Origin of the sequence: Chryseobacterium sp. CY350, assembly GCF_027945075.1 — a bacterium.
In the GTDB taxonomy this organism is placed as follows: Bacteria; Bacteroidota; Bacteroidia; order Flavobacteriales; family Weeksellaceae; genus Chryseobacterium.
Window position 1 is genome coordinate 647,346 of record NZ_CP116034.1, and the last position, 20,440, is coordinate 667,785.

20 protein-coding genes are annotated in these 20,440 nt (G+C 34.1%); 16 read left to right on the top strand and 4 right to left on the bottom strand.

Annotation, left to right across the window (positions count from 1 at the left end):
- Nucleotides 1-24: 24 nt before the first annotated feature.
- Nucleotides 25-1,641 (top strand): dihydrolipoyl dehydrogenase family protein, encoded by a 1,617-nt coding sequence (locus PGH12_RS02895; RefSeq protein WP_267598974.1) that lies wholly within the window; start codon nt 25-27, stop codon nt 1,639-1,641.
- A 452-nt stretch (nt 1,642-2,093) separates the two neighbouring features.
- Nucleotides 2,094-2,939, top strand: coding sequence for a GLPGLI family protein (locus PGH12_RS02900; RefSeq protein WP_267598975.1), 846 nt, complete (start codon nt 2,094-2,096; stop codon nt 2,937-2,939).
- 55 nt (nt 2,940-2,994) lie between these two features.
- Here PGH12_RS02900 and fsa read toward each other — a convergent pair whose 3' ends face one another.
- Nucleotides 2,995-3,648, bottom strand: coding sequence for a fructose-6-phosphate aldolase (gene fsa / locus PGH12_RS02905; RefSeq protein ID WP_263001914.1), 654 nt, complete (start codon nt 3,646-3,648; stop codon nt 2,995-2,997).
- Between the two features lie 134 nt (nt 3,649-3,782).
- Entirely contained in the window at nt 3,783-4,316 is a 534-nt protein-coding gene (locus PGH12_RS02910) for a tetratricopeptide repeat protein (RefSeq protein WP_267598976.1), read from the bottom strand.
- Between the two features lie 202 nt (nt 4,317-4,518).
- Here PGH12_RS02910 and pepE point away from each other — a divergent pair, with 202 nt between their 5' ends.
- The 11 genes from pepE to PGH12_RS02965 all read left to right on the top strand — a co-directional run bounded on the left by pepE (nt 4,519) and on the right by PGH12_RS02965 (nt 15,915).
- Complete coding sequence (gene pepE, locus PGH12_RS02915) at nt 4,519-5,211, top strand: dipeptidase PepE (protein WP_267598977.1); 693 nt, start codon at nt 4,519-4,521, stop codon at nt 5,209-5,211.
- 40 nt (nt 5,212-5,251) lie between these two features.
- Nucleotides 5,252-6,625: a D-alanyl-D-alanine carboxypeptidase/D-alanyl-D-alanine endopeptidase gene (dacB, locus tag PGH12_RS02920; protein ID WP_267598978.1), complete on the top strand. Its 1,374-nt coding sequence runs from the start codon at nt 5,252-5,254 to the stop codon at nt 6,623-6,625.
- A 4-nt stretch (nt 6,626-6,629) separates the two neighbouring features.
- Nucleotides 6,630-7,787 carry a sensor histidine kinase gene (locus tag PGH12_RS02925; RefSeq protein ID WP_267598979.1) on the top strand — a complete coding sequence of 386 codons (1,158 nt, stop codon included), beginning with the start codon at nt 6,630-6,632 and terminating at the stop codon, nt 7,785-7,787.
- A gap of 65 nt (nt 7,788-7,852) precedes the next feature.
- Nucleotides 7,853-8,521, top strand: coding sequence for an ABC transporter ATP-binding protein (locus PGH12_RS02930; RefSeq protein WP_267598981.1), 669 nt, complete (start codon nt 7,853-7,855; stop codon nt 8,519-8,521).
- A gap of 13 nt (nt 8,522-8,534) precedes the next feature.
- The gene (locus tag PGH12_RS02935; protein ID WP_267598983.1) at nt 8,535-9,110 is read left to right on the top strand and encodes a murein L,D-transpeptidase catalytic domain-containing protein; all 576 of its coding nucleotides are present in this window, start codon (nt 8,535-8,537) and stop codon (nt 9,108-9,110) included.
- Between the two features lie 18 nt (nt 9,111-9,128).
- Nucleotides 9,129-9,806 (top strand): RadC family protein, encoded by a 678-nt coding sequence (gene radC, locus PGH12_RS02940; protein ID WP_267598984.1) that lies wholly within the window; start codon nt 9,129-9,131, stop codon nt 9,804-9,806.
- Nucleotides 9,803-10,669, top strand: a complete 867-nt coding sequence (locus PGH12_RS02945; protein ID WP_267598985.1) for a hypothetical protein — start codon at nt 9,803-9,805, stop codon at nt 10,667-10,669. Before radC ends, PGH12_RS02945 begins: the two co-directional genes overlap by 4 nt.
- Before the next feature lie 74 nt (nt 10,670-10,743).
- Nucleotides 10,744-11,676 carry a phytanoyl-CoA dioxygenase family protein gene (locus tag PGH12_RS02950; RefSeq protein ID WP_271286792.1) on the top strand — a complete coding sequence of 311 codons (933 nt, stop codon included), beginning with the start codon at nt 10,744-10,746 and terminating at the stop codon, nt 11,674-11,676.
- A gap of 36 nt (nt 11,677-11,712) precedes the next feature.
- Nucleotides 11,713-12,225: a DUF7935 family protein gene (locus tag PGH12_RS02955; RefSeq protein ID WP_267598987.1), complete on the top strand. Its 513-nt coding sequence runs from the start codon at nt 11,713-11,715 to the stop codon at nt 12,223-12,225.
- Between the two features lie 20 nt (nt 12,226-12,245).
- Nucleotides 12,246-12,857 (top strand): inorganic pyrophosphatase, encoded by a 612-nt coding sequence (locus PGH12_RS02960; protein WP_267598988.1) that lies wholly within the window; start codon nt 12,246-12,248, stop codon nt 12,855-12,857.
- Between the two features lie 322 nt (nt 12,858-13,179).
- Nucleotides 13,180-15,915: a sodium-translocating pyrophosphatase gene (locus PGH12_RS02965; RefSeq protein ID WP_267598989.1), complete on the top strand. Its 2,736-nt coding sequence runs from the start codon at nt 13,180-13,182 to the stop codon at nt 15,913-15,915.
- A gap of 338 nt (nt 15,916-16,253) precedes the next feature.
- Here PGH12_RS02965 and PGH12_RS02970 read toward each other — a convergent pair whose 3' ends face one another.
- Nucleotides 16,254-17,393, bottom strand: coding sequence for an aminotransferase class I/II-fold pyridoxal phosphate-dependent enzyme (locus PGH12_RS02970; protein WP_267598990.1), 1,140 nt, complete (start codon nt 17,391-17,393; stop codon nt 16,254-16,256).
- Nucleotides 17,394-17,474: 81 nt separating this feature from the next.
- Here PGH12_RS02970 and PGH12_RS02975 point away from each other — a divergent pair, with 81 nt between their 5' ends.
- The 3 genes from PGH12_RS02975 (at nt 17,475) to PGH12_RS02985 (ending at nt 19,551) form a co-directional block, all read left to right on the top strand.
- On the top strand, nt 17,475-18,530 hold the full coding sequence (locus PGH12_RS02975; RefSeq protein WP_267598991.1) for a M28 family metallopeptidase: 1,056 nt from the start codon (nt 17,475-17,477) through the stop codon (nt 18,528-18,530).
- Nucleotides 18,531-18,687: 157 nt separating this feature from the next.
- Nucleotides 18,688-19,056, top strand: a complete 369-nt coding sequence (locus PGH12_RS02980; protein ID WP_267598992.1) for a VOC family protein — start codon at nt 18,688-18,690, stop codon at nt 19,054-19,056.
- Nucleotides 19,057-19,059: 3 nt separating this feature from the next.
- Nucleotides 19,060-19,551 (top strand): endonuclease V, encoded by a 492-nt coding sequence (locus PGH12_RS02985; protein WP_267598993.1) that lies wholly within the window; start codon nt 19,060-19,062, stop codon nt 19,549-19,551.
- Nucleotides 19,552-19,826: 275 nt separating this feature from the next.
- Here the strand turns inward: PGH12_RS02985 and PGH12_RS02990 are convergent, their stop codons facing one another.
- The gene (locus tag PGH12_RS02990) at nt 19,827-20,393 is read right to left on the bottom strand and encodes a hypothetical protein (RefSeq protein WP_267598994.1); all 567 of its coding nucleotides are present in this window, start codon (nt 20,391-20,393) and stop codon (nt 19,827-19,829) included.
- Nucleotides 20,394-20,440 lie beyond the last annotated feature (47 nt).

Below are 20,440 nucleotides of genomic sequence, written 5' to 3' on the forward strand. Positions count from 1 at the left end.
TTAAATCTCAAATCAATATAGATTATGGCAGAAGTTATTACAATGCCACGTCTTTCCGACACGATGACGGAAGGTAAAGTGGCAAAATGGCATAAAAAAGTAGGAGATAAAGTAAAAGAAGGAGATATTTTAGCTGAAATTGAAACAGATAAAGCTGTACAAGATTTCGAGTCTGAAATTGAAGGAACTCTTTTATTTGTTGGAGTTGAAGAAGGTTCTGCTGCTGCAGTAGATTCTGTTTTGGCAATTATCGGTAAAGAAGGTGAAGATATTTCGGCATTGAAAGGCGGAGATGCTTCAGCTAATGATAGCGGTTCTGAAGAAAAAAAATCTGAAGAAGAAACAAAAACTGAAAACGAGTCTACAAGTGTTGAGCAAACTTCATCTGAAGTTCCATCAGGAGTAGAAGTTATCACTATGCCGAGACTTTCTGATACAATGACAGAAGGTAAAGTAGCCAAATGGCACAAAAACGTTGGAGATACAGTAAAAGAAGGCGACTTGCTTGCTGAGATCGAAACAGATAAAGCAGTACAGGATTTTGAATCAGAATATAACGGAGTGCTTTTAAAGCAAGGTGTTGAAGAAGGAGGTGCCGCACCTGTAGATTCAGTTCTTGCAATGATAGGACCTGCAGGAACAGACGTCTCTGGTGTTGGTGCTCCGAAACAGGCATCTAAGTCAGAAGATAAACAAGCCGAACAAAAATCTGAAGCGAAAGTAGAAGAGAAATCGGTTGCACAAACTACAAATACTTCTTCTTCAGAAAGAGTAGCGATTTCTCCTTTAGCTAAAAAAATGGCTCAGGATAAAGGTGTTGACATCAACAGTCTTCAAGGTTCTGGTGAAAACGGAAGAATCGTGAAGAAAGATATTGAAAATTATCAGCCTTCACAAAAAACTGAATCTGCTCCGGCACAAAATAATGCAGCAGCTCAGGTTGCTCTAAGTTTTGTACAGGGAGAAGATACAGAGACTCCAAACTCTCAGGTTAGAAATATCATTGCGAAACGTCTTTCTGAAAGTAAATTCTCTGCGCCTCATTATTATCTGATGGTTGAAATCAACATGGATAAAGCGATTGAAGCCAGAAAAGAAATCAACTCGTTGCCGGATACAAAAATTTCATTCAACGATATGATTATTAAGGCAACTGCTGTTGCTTTAAGAAAACATCCACAGGTAAATTCCAGTTGGGCAGGCGACAAAGTAATTCACAGAGGAAACATCAACGTTGGCGTAGCAGTTGCAATTCCTGACGGATTGGTAGTTCCTGTATTGAAAAATACAGATCAAATGAATTACACTCAGATCTCTGCTGCTGTAAAAGATATGGCCGGAAGAGCAAAATCGAAAGGTCTTAAAGCAAACGAGATGGAAGGTTCTACATTCTCTATCTCAAACTTAGGAATGTTCGGAATTGAGACTTTCACAAGTATCATTAACCAACCAAATGCTGCAATTCTTTCTGTAGGTGCTATTGTAGAAAAACCAATCGTAAAGAATGGTCAGATTGTAGTAGGAAATTTAATGAAACTTTCATTGGCATGTGATCACAGAGTGGTTGACGGTGCTACTGGAGCTCAGTTCTTACAAACTTTAAAAACTTATTTAGAAAATCCATTAACTTTGTTACTGTAATTTTCTTTTTATATTATATTATATTAAAACCTCTCATTTTGGGAGGTTTTTTTGTTTTAAAATTTACCAAATAGTTTTCGCTGTTAACTTCAAAACTTTTGTAAATAAAAATAATATCCTATTTTAGTGATAAAATATTAATGTTTAGAACTATTATTGGAATGCTTCCATTTTTACGCATTACTATTTTTGCACCAAATCAACGATTTATTTTTGAGTCTAAATTTGTCAAAGATTCTACTGAAAAAGTAAATCTGAAACTGAATAATGGTTTTAGATTCCACTAGAATTGGTTCTAAATTATATGTTTGAAAAAAGCATAGCAGATTTGGTAATCCTTAACATACTGCAAAGAGAAGTTTTCATGATCTCCCGAATTGAGTGTAAAATTGGTGGATCAAAAGACAATAATATTTTAGAACTTGAGTTATTACAATAATTAACTACAAATAATGAAAAATTTACTATTTACAATTTTTACTTTTTCAAGTATTCTTTTTTATGCACAAAACCAAAGATTTAGCTACGAATATAAATTTGTCACCGATTCTACAGCGAAAGATAAATCTCAAACCGAGCTGATGTATCTTGATATTTCAAAAAAAGGTTCTAAGTTTTATAGTCGTGATAAGGCAGTTGCAGATTCCATTATGGATGAAATGAATAAAAAAGGCAGCAATGATTTTGAAGGAATTAAGTTTGGACAAGTTCAATCAATCGTTGAAAAATCATATCCCGATTACAAAATTTATTTTTTTAACAGAGTAGATATGGATGAGTATAAAGTTTCTGATGAAAGAAAATTAGATTGGAAAATACTATCTGAAAAAGAAAAAATCGGAGAATTTAATACTCAAAAGGCAACTACCTATTTTGCAGGTAGAAAATGGATTGCCTGGTTTACTACAGATATTCCTTTTCAGGACGGTCCTTATAAGTTTCGCGGATTACCTGGTTTGATCGTGAAAATCGAAGATAAAGCAAACTCGCATTCCTTTATTCTGAAAGGTGTGAAAAATCTTAAACCAGACGAAATTTGGATTAGTGAAAATGATACAAAGAGATACGAACCATTGATCATTCTGAGTCATGATAAATATAATAAGCAGGTTATTGATCAAAGAAATAATCCGACAAAAGGCCTGAGACAACTAATGGCAAGAGGTGGAACCGTAAAGTTTACCGATCAAGACGGAAAAGAACTGGATACCAGTAAAATGATGCGTGAGCAGGAACAAAGAGCTAAAGAAAATAATGCAAAAAATAATAATCTGCTAGAACTTGATATATTAAAATAAGTAAGAACGCCCGAAACTTCAGTCTCGGGCGTTCTTATATTTAGACTTAAATTAATTAAGCCAATTTCTGAGAATCTGAGATAAATTGAGCCAAACCACTGTCAGTTAATGGATGCTTCAATAAACTCAAGATCGGAGGAAGTGGAGAAGTGATAACGTCTGCACCGATTTTAGCACAGTCAATAATATGCATCGAATGACGAATTGAAGCCGCCAAAATTTCAGTTTCATACATATAGTTATCAAAAACCAATCTGATTTCCTGAATCAAATTTAATCCGTCAGTAGAAATATCATCTAATCTTCCTAAGAAAGGTGAAACATATGATGCTCCGGCTTTCGCAGCTAAAAGAGCTTGCCCAACAGAGAAAATCAAAGTACAGTTGGTTCTGATTCCTTTATCTGAAAAATATTTCAAAGCTTTGATACCATCTTTGATCATTGGAATTTTCACAACGATATTAGGATGAATTGCAGCCAATTCATCACCCTCTTTGATCATTTCCTCGTATGTTGTAGAAAGTACTTCCGCAGAAATATCTCCGTCCACGATTTCACAAATCGCTTTATAGTGATCTTTGATTGCTTCTGCACCTCGTATTCCTTCCTTAGCCATCAACGACGGGTTAGTTGTTACACCATCAAGAATTCCCAGGTCTTTAGCCTCTTTTATCTGCTCTAAATTGGCAGTGTCTATAAAAAATTTCATATAATAAATTTATTGTTACAAAGATAATGAATACTTTGTAATTAAAGATTTACATCGGGCTACAAAAGAAAATTAAATCAAGGTTTTATGTTTACATCAAATAAAAAATCCGGAATAACTTTCCGGATTCAATTTTATGAGTTTAATGTTGTACTAAGTTTCACCGCATCCTGATTGCTAGGATCATATTGAAGTGATTTTGCAATATGCTCCTTTGCTTTTGCAGGATCGGTTGTCTGCTCTGAAAAAGCAATATAAAAATATGCATACGCCAAATTCTTCTTGCTTGCTTCTATTTCTTCTGGTTTTACAGTTGAAATATATTTTTCATAGGCAAGTTTGGCATTTACATCATCTTTAGCAGATTGATAAGCGTATGCCTGGCTGTAATAAGATGGTGACCAATCTGGCAATAATACAGATATTTTTTTCCATGTTTCAACTGCATTCGTCCAGTCAGAAACATCTTGATAGGCTGTTGCCAACTTTGCTAAAGACTCAGTATCTTTAGGATTTGTCTCAACTTGCTTTTTTAATGCATCAATCGTCGGATTACTTTGCTTTACAACTACAGGAGCATTTTCGCCCTGCGATTGACTTGTTTGTGCATTCATCAAACCTGAGCCACCTACAATTAATAATCCTAAAAACAGACTTTTACTATTCATTTTAATCATTTTCATAATCTTTTATTTTTATTGATTGATTATGTTCAATATTAATTCCATTACAAATAAAATTTCACAACCTTTAAGAATTTTTAGAAATGATTAACGAATGAGGGATGTTTTTAGCTTTATTTTTGATTCTACGATGTTTCCTTTATCTTTGTACTAAACCACATTTTAGTAATCAAACATAATTTCTGCAATGAATATTATTTTAGCATCTACATCCACACTTTATGGTGGAGAATATTTAGTTTACTTAAAAGAAGAATTAATACAATTGTATAAAGGAATTGATGAAATTATTTTTATTCCGTTCGCAAGACCTGGCGGTATTTCCCATGAGGATTACACCAAAAAAGTGAGCTTGTTTTTTGAATCTTTGAATATAAAAGTAAAAGGTTTACATGAGTTTGATAACAAAATAGAAGGATTAAACTCTGCAAAAGGATATTTTACTGGCGGCGGAAATACTTTTCTATTAGTTAAAACTTTACATGAAGAAAATCTTATGTCACTTCTGAAACAAAATGTAGAAAGTGGAAAACCTTACTTAGGATGTAGCGCAGGAAGTAATATTGGTGGACAGAATATGAAAACAACCAATGATATGCCGATTGTTTATCCGCCAAGTTTTGAGTGTATGGGATTGGTTCCTTTTAATATCAATCCGCATTATCTTGATCCTAATCCTTATTTAAAACATAATGGAGAAACCCGTGAGACGAGAATTAGAGAATTTCTAACCCAAAATGACATCAAAGTTGTGGGACTTCGTGAAGGAAACTGGATCAGAAGAATTAGCGATAAAATTACTGTCGAAGGAAGCGAATTGACAAGAATTTTTGAGAAAGGAAAAGAGCCTTATGAAATTGAAGCTGGAACTCGTCTTTAATTACAATTCTTAATTTTATATTTGATTTAAATCATTTTAAATGAAAAAAATATTCGTTGTACTTACATTTTCTGCACAAATCTTTATTGCTCAAAACATCAGTCAAAAATTGGAAGATGTCACAAATAATTTAATGAAGTCTTCAACAGCGATTTCATCAAACCTATCTTTTTATGTTGCTGATGAAAGCGGAAATTTAGTTTACGAATATCAAGGAAGCAAAGGTTTGTCAACCGCATCAACGCAGAAAATTTTCACCGCTGCTGCAGCTTTGGAAACTTTAGGAAAAAATTATACTTACAAAACGAGTTCTTCGTATTCAGGAAATATTTTAAATGGAAATTTAGATGGAAATCTCTTTATAACCTCAAATGGCGACCCGACTTTAGGAAGTTGGAGATACGAAAGTTACAAACCCGAAAATTTCAAACAGAAATTATTAGAAGCGATCAAAAAATCAGGAATTACAAAGATTTCAGGAGATCTTATTATTGATGATTCTTATTTTGACCATCAAACAATTCCCGGAGGTTGGCCTTTTGATGATTTTGGAAATTATTACGGAGCCGGAGTTTGGGGCGTAAACTGGCGTGAAAATCAGTTTGACATCAATATCAACGGTACAGATTTTAAGAGTTTTTCTTATCCTTTAGCAGGAATTAAATGGTTAAATGATCTGAAAGCTGTCGGAAATTCAGATCAGAGTTTGATTTTTACTTCACCTTATTCTAACGTCGCACTGATCAATGGAAGTTTGCCTTCCGGAAAAGTGACAACAGTTTCCGGGTCGGTTCCCAATCCTCCCTTGCAGTTGGGCATTGAAGTTGAAAAATGGCTGAAAGATTCAGGAGTTGAATTTTCAGGAAAAGTGATGACTAATTCACAACTTGAAATTGATGGAAAAAAGCCTTTAGACTTTCCAAAAAGCAATATTATTCTTACTTATGAATCACCGACTTTAGACAAGATTGTTTATTGGTTTTTGAGAAAAAGTGTGAATATGTACGGTGAAAATTTAATTAAAACTTTAGGTAAAGAAAAAAAAGGCAATCCGAGTTTCAAAAGTGGCGTTGCTTTTTTAAAAGAATTCTGGAAGTCAAAAGGAATTAATGTAAATATGATCAATTTTGCTGACGGCAGTGGACTTTCACCGCAAAATTATGTTTCTGCAAAAGCGGAGGTTCAGTCTTTAATTTATGCTAAAAAGCAATCATATTTTGATGCTTATTATCACGGATTTCCAACGCAGGATAATGGTATGAAAATGAAAAGCGGAACGATGCGAGATACGAAATCTTACGCAGGTTATCATACTTCAAAAGACGGTAAAAAATACGTATTTGCAATAATTATCAATAATTATGAAGGAAGCGGAAGTACCGAATTGCAGAAAATTTTAAATGTTTTAAAATAAAAAATTGAAAAAAAGATCCATTTTTTCCAGATTCAACAACTGGTTTATTTTTTCTCTGATGACTTTAGTTGTTATAGCGATTGTCATAGCTTCCACTTTGGTTATAAATTACCTGAGAAAAGAAGAAGTGAGAAGGGTTGATATTTTGGTAAGTGCTATTAAATTTCAGCAGGAAGCAACTTCTCCCAGCCTTGAAGTGCAATCACTGCTTCTTACTATTTACAGCTCAAATACTTCGATACCGGTAATTATTTTAGATAAAAATGATCAGATTATTGAGCATAAAAATATATCTAGAGAATACGATAATAATGATCAGGAAATTATTGCATTGGCAAAGAGAATGGCAAAAAAATACCCGCCCATAGAACTCGAGTTTTCTAACGGAAATAATCAATTTTTGTACTACGACAACTCAAAAATTCTGAATAATCTGCAGTATTCTCCATTTCTATTAGGCTTTTTTGTTTTATGTTATTTCCTTTTTTCTTTTTGGTTTTTACGAACAGTTAAGAAAACAGATGAAGGTTATCTTTGGGCAGGTTTGGCAAAGGAAACAGCGCATCAGATAGGAACTCCGCTTTCCTCAATGATGGGATGGATGGAAATTATGAAACTTGAAAATCCGGAATCCGACGGCGTGCAAGAGATTGAAAAAGACATCGAAAGGTTGAGAACGATATCAGAAAGATTCTCTAAAATTGGTTCGGTTCCCGAGCTCAATGATATGAATTTTAACGAAACAATTCAGGAGAATTACGATTATCTCAAAACTAGAATTTCAAGGAAAATAGATTTTACACTTTTGCTGCCGACCTACAGTATTTTGGTTCCACACAACAAAATTCTGATGAGCTGGGTAATCGAAAATTTAGTTAAAAATGCCGTTGATGCAATGAAGGGGCAGGGAACTCTTCAGATGTCAGTTTTTGAACGCAACAAAAATATTTTAATTGAAGTAAAAGACAACGGTAGCGGAATGACAAAATATCAGGCACAGAATGCTTTCAAACCAGGATATTCTACAAAAAAAAGAGGCTGGGGATTAGGATTGTCTTTGGCAAAAAGAGTGGTGCAGGAATATCATAATGGAGATATCAGAATTTCACAAACTGAAGTCGGTAAAGGAACAACATTTAGAATTATTATTAAAAAAGGATAATTTAATAATGCTAAAAGCTTATTTTCTAAAAGCCATAAGCAAAAAAAAATCACTATTTTTGAATCATGATTAGAGCAAGTAATATCCATAAATTTTATGGAAATCTGGAAGTTTTAAAAGGTGTTGATTTACACATAAAAGCAGGCGAGGTTGTATCAATTGTAGGGGAATCCGGTGCGGGAAAATCTACACTTTTACAAATTTTGGGAACTTTGGATAATCCTTCTAATCCTAAAAATTATCACACAGAAATAGAACTCAATGGTGAATCGTTTATCAATATGAGTGATAAACAGATCTCACGATTCAGAAATCAGAACATTGGTTTTGTATTTCAGTTTCATCAGCTTCTTCCGGAATTTACGGCCTTAGAAAATGTGTTAATCCCCACAAAAATTGCCGGAACAAATGAAAAAGAAGCAGCGGAAAAAGCGTTTGACCTCTTCGAAGATCTGAAAATTGCACACAGACTTCATCATAAACCCAATCAGCTATCAGGTGGTGAAGCTCAAAGAGTTGCGGTTGCCAGAGCACTTATAAATTCTCCGAAAATTATCTATGCCGACGAGCCTACAGGTAATTTAGATTCGAAAAATGCCGATGATCTTCACAGGCTTTTTTTTGATTTGAGAGACAAGTACAATCAAACTTTTGTGATTGTTACCCATAATCCTAATCTGGCGGAAATCACAGACCGAAAGTTGGTTATGAAAGACGGATTGATTATAGAATAAAAACACATTTATCATGATGAAACAATTTATTTTTCTGTTTCTATGTATTTTGTCCTGCTCAAAAACGCAGTCTCAGCAAAGTTCTTTAGCTTTGCCTAAAAATAAGATTTCTGAAATTAAAAATTTCGTGAAAGGGAAAAATTATAATCAGGATCTCGCTGTTTTTATAAATTTTAAAACTCATTCCGGGAAATTCAGATACTTCGTTTATGATCTGAAAAATGATAAAATTCTGCAGAAAGCGATAGTTTCTCACGGTTCGGGTTCTGTTATTTCAAAATCAAATTCCCTCAGATTTTCAAATGTTGAAGACTCTTACCAGTCTTCTTTAGGGAAATATGAGATCAGAGAAAATTATAATGGTAAATTCGGCAAAGCTTACAGACTTCAGGGTTTAGACTCTTCAAACAGCAATGCAATGCTACGAGCCATTGTGCTTCATTCTTATGACTGTATTTCAGACAAAGAATCTGAAAATCCTGCGTGTTTAAGTCTGGGCTGTCCGATGCTTTCAAAAAGTGCTTTCGGTAAGACTGCAAAATATATTGATCAGTCAAAAAAAGCAATTATTTTATATGCATTTTATTAAACCTTATGCCAATTGCACATGTCTATAAAATTTCTTGCTGAAGATGACAGACCGAGAGAAAAGTTTTTGTTGAAAGGTAAAAATTCACTTTCAGATTCAGAACTTTTAGCCATTATTATGGGAAGCGGAAGCCGTGATGAAACTGCGTTGGAACTTGCAAGAAAGATCCTGAATTCGGTGGATAACAGTTGGCATCAGCTGAGTTTACTGACGATAAAAGATTTGATTAAATTTAAAGGAGTGGGCGAGGTGAAAGCAATTTCTATAGCAACCGCTCTCGAAATCGGTAGAAGAAGAGCGTCGCAGGAAATTCCTGATAAACCACAGATTTCCAGCAGTAAAGATGCGTATCAGATTCTCAGACTTCATTTGGCAGATCTCAGAACAGAAGAGTTTTGGGCCATTTTTCTCAATCAAAGTAATAAAGTTATTCACATTGCTCAGCTTACGCAAGGCGGTATTAATCAATCGATTGTAGATATTCGAATCGTCTTTAAAACTGCTTTGGAACATTTTGCGACAGGAATTATTATTTCTCATAATCATCCTTCAGGAAATTTGAAGCCAAGCCAGGAAGATTTATCAATTACAAAGAATATTAAAGAAGCAGGAAAGTTGATGAATATTCAGCTTCTGGATCATCTCATCATCACTCAAAATGCTTATTTAAGTTTTACAGACGAAGGATTATTATGATCAGGAAAGTAAAATATAAAGATATCGATTTTAAAAAATACAATCATTGCTTAGAAAATTCTGAACAGAAAAACTGGTATGCAAAAAAAGAGGTTTTGGATCATCTTTCAGACAATTGGGAATGTCTTGTATATGGTGATTATGAAGCGATAATGCCTCTTCATTTAAAGAAAAAATTAGGTTTTACTTTTGTTCATATGCCTTTGTTTTGCCAGCAATTCGGGGTTTTTTCCGAAAGAGATAATCCGTCTGTTAATACTGAATTTTTAAAATTTTTAAAAAATAATTACAAGGTATTTCTCTATTGTTTCAACGACAAAAATCAATTTTATACTGAACTTGAGAAAAGAAAAAATTTCATCATTCCGGTTTCTGATTATGAAACTTTAAAAAGAAAAAAATATTTTAAAGGAAGAAAATCAACAGTAAAATGGTCACAACATCTTACGTATAAAGAGATTGCATTAGATGAGAATTCTTTGATTTTTATTGAAAAAAATTTTAAAGGTTTGTCTAAGTCATCTGATTTTCATGTGTTTAAAAATTACATTAATTTTCTAAATGATAAACAGCTTCTAAAACTGTGTGGTGTTTTTTTTGAAGGTCAAATGATCAATCTTGCAGTTGTAATCGCTGATCGGGAACAATATTCTTTGCTTGCCCTGATTAACGATGACGATTTTAAAAACGAAAACGGACCGTCATTTTTAATAGATAAGATTCTTAGTAAATATATTCACGAAAGATCGTTCAATTTTATGGGAAGCAATATCCGCGGAATTCAGGTTTTCTTCAAAAGCTTCGGAGGAGAACTCTGCGAATATAGTTTCACTGAAAGCAAAATTCTAAAGAAATTCTCATGATAATTATTTAAAAAGTTTAGTTTTAAGATAATTCATTAACTTTAGAAAGTCATTTCAATCAATGCACTACAGCAATGTTTAAACAGATCAGAAACTATAAATTACCATATATTGTCTACAATTTTTTCAATAAGAAAAAACTTATGCACAATATTCCTCTCTATAAAAAGTTTGGGATTGAGAAAAACTATTTTTCAAGTATTTCCAGTAAAGATTTTCAAGGTCTCGACAATTCAGAAAGAAAAGTAAATTATGTAAAGATAAAGGAAACGAATTTTTTCAAAAATCTTAACGAACAAGATCAAAAAAGTGTTCTCGAATTTGACGATAATGGTTTTCTGGTGCTAAGAAATTTTTTGACTAATGAAATTACCGACAAAATCAATACAGAAATTGACAGTTTATTGAATGACGGAACCATTAAATTCCGATACGGAGGAAAACTGATGTTTGTGATTCATCATTCTGAAATCGTCAAGAATATTGGTAACGATAAAGATATGCTCGAGTTTCTCTCAGTTCTGATTGATGGGGAAGCCAAGCTTTTCCAAAGTATCAATTTTATTAATGGAAGTCAGCAAAAAACGCATTCAGACAGTATCCACATGACGACTTATCCTTTGGGAGGATTGCTTGGTGTCTGGATTGCTCTTGAGGATGTAGATGAGAATAATGGTGCACTGCATTACATTCCGGGAAGCCATAAACTTCCTTATTTTCTTAATTCAGATTACGATAATGAAGGAACTTTTTTCAAGATCGGTAAAAAAAGTTATCTTGCTTACGAAGAATTTCTTGCTGCGAAAGTACAACAATTGGGACTTAAAAAAGAGGTTTTCAGAGCCCAAAAAGGTGATCTTTTGATCTGGCACGCCAATATTCTGCATGGTGGTGAGCCACATCTTGATAAATCACGTACAAGAAAAAGCCTTGTTTATCATTACTTTGACAAAAATAGTGTCTGCTATCACGAGGTTACGCAAAGACCTGCTTTATTTGAGCTGTAGATTCAGAAAATATTAGTAATTTTGCTTCCTCAAATTATGACAGATTTTTCAGATTATTTACCGTATGCATTTGCTCTTATCGTAGCAATTCCTTTTTTGGTTTTGCTGAGACAGTTTGTGTATACATACATTAAATTAAAGAATCAGGAAATCAAATTACTTTCTGTAAAATCTAATTCTGAAAATAAAACGCATTCTTACGAACGCATGACTTTATTTCTGGAGCGTATCAAACCATCAAATCTTATTCAGAAATTTGATAAAGATCTGGCGGCGTACGAGTTCGTATTTTTAACTGAAAAGACGATCAATGAAGAATTTGAATATAATTCTTCGCAGCAGTTGTATTTAACAAAAAATTCTTGGCAAAATATCGTCGATTCTAAAAATGCCATTATAGATCTACTTCACAAAACTTACGAAAGCCTCAATAACAAACCGAATCTCGACGAATTCAAAACTGTTTTCATCATGAATTATATGAACGGTGATGATTTTATAAGTGCAACAATTGAAGATTTACGTAGAGAAATTTTAATAATAGCTTAACTAAAAAAATAAAAAAATAAATGATTCCAAATTTTAAAGCACATCCGTGGCATGGGATTTCTGCAGGAGAAGATGCGCCAAACGTTGTAAACGTTTTCGTGGAAATTGTACCTTCAGACACTATTAAATACGAAATTGACAAAGCTACAGGATACCTGAAAGTCGATAGACCTCAGAAATTCTCAAACATTATTCCTGCATTATATGGTTTCGTTCCTAGAACTTACTGTAATGACGAGGTGATGAGATTGGCTGTAGAAAGTGGTGCAGATGATGTTACAATGGGAGATCACGATCCTTTGGATATCTGCGTTTTGAGCTCTCACAATATTCATTCTGGAGGATTGTTGATGGAAGCTATTCCGATCGGTGGTTTTAAAATGATCGATGATGGTGAAGCTGATGATAAAATTGTTGCAGTAATGGTAAGCGACCACGCATTCGGGCATTTCAGAGATATTGCTGAACTTCCGGAGGCAGAAATTAAGAGATTAATGCACTATTTTTTAACTTATAAAAACTTACCAGACGAGCCTGCAAAGTGTAGAATCCAGGAAGTTTACGGTGCTGAACATGCTAGAAAAGTTATAGTAGCTTCTCAGAACGATTATGCAAGTAAATTCGGAGGATAATATTCTTTTCCATCATAAATTAGAGGAGTAAGTGAGTTTTTCATTTGCTCCTTTTTTATTTTTTTTGGGCGCCTGTTTCCGCCCTCCATTCCCGCTTTTTTTGGTTATTGCGACAGATGCTTGTGATGAGTTGTTGGTTTTTCCCATCGCAATAACCAAAAAAGAGCTTCATTCAGGTCGGGGCGTATGCAATCCGATACATTAGAAGTTTGAAATATTTATGCGCATTTGAGATATTTTTAAATAGTTTATAAAAATTTTCGGTTTACGAATAGAATTATTTGGTATATTTAATAATCTATTACCAAAAAAATATTAAACTATGGACTTATTTTATTTAGTACCAATCTTTGGTATTCTGGCTTTACTCTATACGTTTTTTCAAAGCAAATGGGTAACAAAGCAAAATGCAGGGAACGAACGCATGAAAGTAATCAGCGGACATATTGCCGATGGAGCAATGGCATTTCTCAAAGCAGAATACAAAATCATGACTTATTTCGTGGTTATTGTTGCAATTTTATTGGCAGTAATGGGAACCACAAATTCAAATTCTCACTGGACAATCAGTGTCGCTTTTGTACTTGGTGCCGCATTTTCTGCACTTGCCGGATTTATAGGGATGAAAATTGCCACAAAAGCTAACGTTCGAACTGCTGAAGCAGCAAAAACTTCGTTGGCAAAAGCACTCAAAGTTTCCTTTGCGGGCGGTTCTGTGATGGGAATGGGAGTTGCAGGTCTGGCAGTTTTGGGTTTAGGATCTCTATATTTAATTATCAAACAGATCTTCGCGCCAGATGCGCCGGTAGATTCTCAAGAAATGGAAAGAACCATCGAAATTCTCACCGGATTTTCATTAGGTGCAGAATCGATCGCACTTTTCGCAAGAGTAGGTGGTGGAATTTACACCAAAGCTGCTGACGTAGGAGCTGATTTGGTAGGAAAAGTAGAAGCAGGGATTCCCGAAGATGATCCTAGAAATCCTGCCACGATTGCTGATAATGTGGGAGATAATGTAGGAGATGTTGCAGGTATGGGTGCCGATTTATTCGGGTCTTATGTTGCAACAGTTTTAGCAACAATGGTTCTAGGAAGAGAAACGATTTCGGATGACTCGTTTGGAGGATTTGCTCCAATTCTTTTGCCAATGTTAATTGCCGGAACCGGAATTATCTTTTCCATGATAGGAACATTATTCGTAAAAATTAATGATAACGAAGATTCTTCTACCTCAAGCGTTCAGAATGCTTTGAATCTGGGAAACTGGGGAAGTATTGTGATCACAGCAATATCATCTTATTTTCTGGTAAACTATTTACTACCCGAAAAAATGGTTTTACGTGGACTGGAGTTTACGAAAACCGGGGTCTTCGGAGCAATAATGGTTGGTCTAGTGGTAGGAACTTTGATGAGTATCATTACAGAGTATTATACTGCAATGGGAAAAAGACCTGTTCAGAGTATCGTAAAACAATCTTCTACGGGACATGCTACCAATATCATTGGCGGTCTGTCAGTCGGAATGGAATCTACATTTTTACCGATTATTGTTTTGGCAGGTGGAATTTACGGTTCTTATCTGTGTGCCGGATTGTATGGTGTAGCCATCGCAGCTGCGGGAATGATGGCCACGACAGCTATGCAATTAGCAATTGATGCATTCGGACCTATCGCTGATAATGCAGGAGGAATTGCCGAAATGAGCGAATTGCCAAAAGAAGTTAGAGAAAAAACAGACATTTTAGATGCTGTAGGAAATACAACCGCAGCCACAGGAAAAGGTTTTGCAATCGCTTCAGCAGCTTTAACGGCTTTGGCTTTATTTGCAGCTTTTGTGGGGATTGCCGGAATCGACGGTATTGATATTTATAGAGCCGATGTTCTCGCAGGACTATTTGTGGGAGGTATGATTCCTTTTATCTTTTCATCGTTGGCAATTACGGTAGTTGGACAAGCTGCAATGGCAATGGTAGAAGAGGTAAGAAGACAGTTCAGAGAAATCCCTGGAATTTTAGAAGGAAAAGCAGAGCCGGAATACGAAAAATGTGTTGCCATTTCTACTGATGCTTCAATTAAAAAAATGATGCTACCGGGAGCGATTGCAATTATATCACCACTTTTAGTAGGTTTTATTTTCGGACCTGAAGTTTTGGGAGGGTTTTTAGCCGGAGCAACGGTTTGCGGTGTGCTGATGGGTATGTTTCAGAATAATGCGGGCGGAGCTTGGGATAATGCTAAAAAGTCTTTCGAAAAAGGAGCGAAAATTAATGGAGAAACTTATTATAAAGGTTCTGAGCCTCATAAAGCTTCTGTCACCGGTGATACCGTAGGAGACCCATTTAAAGATACTTCAGGGCCGTCTATGAATATTTTAATTAAATTAATGTCGATTGTTTCATTGGTTATTGCACCAACTTTAGCCGTGATGCACAAAGATAAAATTGATGCAAACAGACAGGCAAAAATCGCAAGTCTTACCGGATTGTCTAACGTTCATACAGCTAATCAAAATGTATCCGGAACGGCAGTCGCAGTTGTGCCTGGTGAAGTATCCGGTCAGTTAAATGAAAACGGAGATTTTGTTTATAATACTGGGAATATTCAGGAAATCAAATTGAAAGACGGCAAAACGATTTCTTTAGGTGATCAAAGCCAGCTGTTGGTGATGTATGATCAGATCAAGAATAATAGACAGGAAGTTTTAGATCCTAATGCATGGTTTACGATTGAAAATTTATATTTTGAAACCGGCTCAAGTGATTTGAAATCAGGTTCTGAATCTCAATTGATGAATTTAGCTGAAATTTTAAATGCTTATCCTAATCTTAAGATAAAATTAGGTGGGTATACTGATAATTCGGGAACTGAGGAGGCAAACAGGCAATTATCTAACCTCCGTGCTCAGACCGCAAAACTTAAGTTGCTGGAATTTGGAATTGCAGCAGATAGAGTAGAAGCTGAAGGATACGGATCACAATTCCCAGTTTGTGCAGCAAATGATAGTGATGAATGTATGGCAAAAAACAGAAGAATTGATGTAAGAGTTCTTTCTTTATAATCAGTTTTTTTTAATAATAGAAGTTAACACCGCAAAAAATTGCGGTGTTTTTTTATGGGAATGATTTATAAATACAAAACCCCTCTTAAATAAATTTTAGTATAATACAGTATAAATCTAGTGTACTAAAGTGAAAATCTAGTGTACTAAGATAAAAATGTACTGTACTAAGGTGAAAATGTATTGCACTAAGATAAAAATCTAGTGTACTTAAACAAAAAACTTGCAAACAGAAGCAAATACTAGGTGTAGTGAGCAAATACCCAAATGTTTTATTATAAATATCTTACGCACCAGACAAAATATCAAGTGCATAAAGGCAAATATCTTGTGTACTATTAAAGATTTCTCTTCAAATGATCCATTGCCTGAATAATCACATCATCTCGTTTAGCAAAACTAAATCTGACGTAATCTGAATTCTGTTTTGAATTGTAAAAAGCAGAAAGCGGCAAACATGAAACTTTTTTTTCTACAGTCAGCCATTTCGAAAATTCTACATCAGTTTTATCTTTAGAAATATTTCTGAAATTAACGAGTTGAAAAAAGCCGCCTTCTGCTTTCTGTTCGATTTCGAGAGGCGTATTCTTAGCAAGTTCATTAAAAATATTTCGTTTGTTTTCCAACACTTTTTTATTCTCAGCAGGATCGAAAACTTCAAGATATCTGGCAATCGCATATTGGCAGGGCGCATTTGAACTGTATGAAATATATTGTTGATGACTCCTGAAATTTTCCAGTAAATCCTCCGAAGATAAGAGATAGCTCACTTTCCAACCGGTGGCATGAAACATTTTGCCGAACGAAAATATAGAAAACGTTCTTTTTTTCAATTCAGGATGAAGAAACGGACTGTAATGAGCAATCTCGTCGTAGCAATAGATGTCATAAATTTCTTCTGAGATTAAGTAAATTTCCTGATTTTTAATGATTTGATACAGTCTTTCCCAATCTGCGGCAGTCCACATTTTTCCGGTAGGATTCTGAGGTGAGTTGACGATGATCGCTTTTGTCTTACTTGAAATGCAGTTTTGAAGTTTTTCCCAATTAATTGCAAAATCATTATCAAGATCATAATAAACAGGAACACCACCATTTAAAACAATAGACGGAGCATAAGTGTAATAAGAAGGCTGAATAACAATCACTTCATCGCCAAATTCTAAAATAGATTTTAACGAGGTATATAACGCGAAAGTAGAGCAAGGCACAATATTTACTTCTTCTTTTTTTAAAAGTAAACTGTTGATTCTTTGAGAATTAAACTTTACAATGTTTTCGATAAGCAGAAGATTACCGGAGAGCGATTCATAGCTATGCGTGATGACGTCGGCAGATTCCTTTAGATAATGGCGTAAGCGATCGTCGATTTCAAAATCTGGCAGACCTAATGAAAGATCAAAACTTTGATGTCTGACAGCGAGTTCAGACATTTCTGTGAAAAATTTGTAATCATTAAATCCGTAATTTTTTTTCATAGTTATTATCAAATATAGAAAAAAAACAACAGTGTATGAGGGTTAAATTATTTTTGTTATTTTTAAACAAATAATTTACGAATGAAAAAAGTTCTGATTCCTATATTCTCCGCTGTCATATTGGCAAGTTGCGGAAGTTCAAAAGTCGTATCAAATGAGCAAAATACTTCTACAAAAGCCAATTCAATCAACTCTAACGATGATGAAGGTTTTCAATCTGCCTATCAAAATATTAAACTTGAAGATTTAAAGAAAAATCTTTATGTAATTGCAGCAGATGATATGCAGGGTCGCGATACCGGAAGTCCCGGACAAAAGAAGGCGGGAGCATATATGATCAATTATTACAAAAACCTGGGGATTTCTTACCCAAAAAGTTTAGGCTCATATTATCAGAAAGTTCCTGCTGATTACATGAAGCAGCGGGGAGGCGGAAGTTTACCCGATTCAGAAAATATTTTAGCATATATAGAAGGAAGTGAAAAACCTGAAGAAATTGTAGTCGTTTCTGCTCATTATGACCATGTAGGAACAAAAAATGGCGTTGTATACAACGGTGCAGATGATGATGGAAGCGGTACGGTAGCTGTAATGGAAATCGCTAAAGCTTTTCAAAGTGCTAAAAAAGCAGGAAAAGGCCCAAAAAGATCAATTCTTTTTCTTCATGTAACTGGCGAAGAACACGGACTTTTCGGGTCTGAATATTATTCTGATAATCCGGTTTTTCCTTTAGCGAATACTGTTGTTGATCTTAATATTGATATGATTGGCCGAGATGATGCAGAAAACAGAGGTAAAAATTACGTTTACGTCATCGGATCTGAAATGCTAAGTTCTGAGCTGAAAGTAATTAACGAAGCTGCGAACAAAAAAACGGTAAATTTAGAACTCAATTATAAATATGATGATCCTAAAGATCCCGACAGGTTGTATTACAGATCAGACCACTATAATTTTGCTAAAAACAATATTCCTGTTGCATTCTATTTTGATGGAATTCACGAAGATTATCATAAACCAACAGATGATGTTGAAAAAATAGATTACAGCATGTTGCAGAAAAGGACACAGCTGGTGTTTACAACTGCATGGGAAATTGCTAACAGGGAAGCAAGAATTGTGGTTGATAAAAAATAATTAAAACCAAATATCAGGATAAAAGCCTATAAGAAGATTCTTGTAGGTTTTTTAAAGTAAAAACGACTATATGAAAGCCTCTTCAGAAATAGCGAAAGTACAGTCCAGAAAATAAAAATTCAAATAACTTTGAAATAGTGTAAAATAAAGTTACAACATGAAGCAAAAAATAAAATCAATTCGTCCTTTTATCGGTGCCAAAAATTTTGACGAAAGCCGATCATTTTACAGAGATTTAGGGTTTGAAGAAGTAGTTCTGGAAAGTAAATTATCGGTTCTTAAAAATCAGGAAATCGCCTTCTATCTTCAGGATTATTATGCGAAAGAATGGATAGAAAACACCATGATTTTTGTAGAAGTAGAAAGTGCAGATTCATACTATGAAGAACTACAGGCTTTAAATCTGCTAGAAAAATACAAAAACACAAAATTAACACCTGTGCGTACCATGGATTGGGGAAAGGAGTGTTTTGTACATGATCCTTCAGGAGTTCTGTGGCATTTTGGTGAATTTTTCAATAGATAATTCATGATCTACGCTTTTGATACTTATTATTACGAAAATTTTGCCAGAACAGTTTGCATAGCTTTCACCGAATGGTCTTCTGAAAAAGAAACTGAAATCTTTAGTGAAAACACAGAGATTGTTTCGGATTATGAAAGTGGAGCTTTTTATAAGCGGGAACTTCCGTGTATTTTGAGCCTTTTGTCAAAAATTAATTTACAAGAGAATGATATAATTATTGTAGATGGTTTTGTTTCTTTAGATAACGAAGGAAAAATGGGATTAGGAAGCTATCTTTTTGATGCTTTAGATCAAAAAATTCCAATTATAGGGATTGCAAAGAATAATTACTCGGCCGCTGACGAAAAGAGAAGAACGATTTTTCGTGGTGAAAGTAAAATTTTAACTGCGGTCGGAATTGACGTTGATGAAATCAAAAGCAAAGTCGAACAGATGCATGGTTTATATAGAATTCCTACACTTTTGAAAAAGCTTGATCAACTGACAAGAGATTAAATTTTCAATGAGATGAAAAAAGAATCCGCTCTTTAGAAGCGGATCCAGTAGATAAATACATCTCATTTTTTAATTAGACAACAACAAAAAAGCACAGCCGACGATGCTGTGCTTAAATTTTTATTTCAAATTTAATTGCAATTTCAAAGCTGAAAAAAGCAAATAATGAATTCATTTCAGTTTTATTACATAGTAAATGTAAGAATAATTTGAATATACAAGATTAATTAAATGTTAAAATTAACAGGTTTTCCACATTTTTTTGTGGATAAAGTTTAATACATTTTTTTACTATTAATCGCTTCAATCTCAAATTGTGTTATTCTTCTAATATTATATGAACGATAACCTAAACTTTCAATGTTTTGCAACAGTGAGTACATGTCAAAATTTTTAATAGTATCATTCTCAAAAGAGAACGACAAAGCAAGAAGTCTACCTTGATTATTTTTCATGTTCTTCTTATATGATTTATCTTTAAGAAACGAATATATATGATTTTGGTTGATTTGATGCAAACTGTCTTTGCTGAGCTTTCTTCTTAATAATTCTGATTCAGCCGGGCTCCATCCACACCAATTCCATATCAATTCTTCTCTGTAAAAATAAACTATTCCGTTGTTTAAAAAAATGAAATTAACTGCTCCTTTTGGGAAATCATATAACTTTCTTTCATTAATAATAAGCAAATCGGGATTTTTAGCAACTGCTTCTTTAGTGCGTTTTTCTATATCATCATTAAATTTAGAAACGATAAAAACTTTCTTTTCAGCACTTTTCTTTCCATCATTTTTACAAGATGAAAAGATGAAAACTATTAATATACAAGATAAAATTCTCATTAATCATATGTTTAAACAAATAAAAAAGACAGATCAAAAAGTGAGTA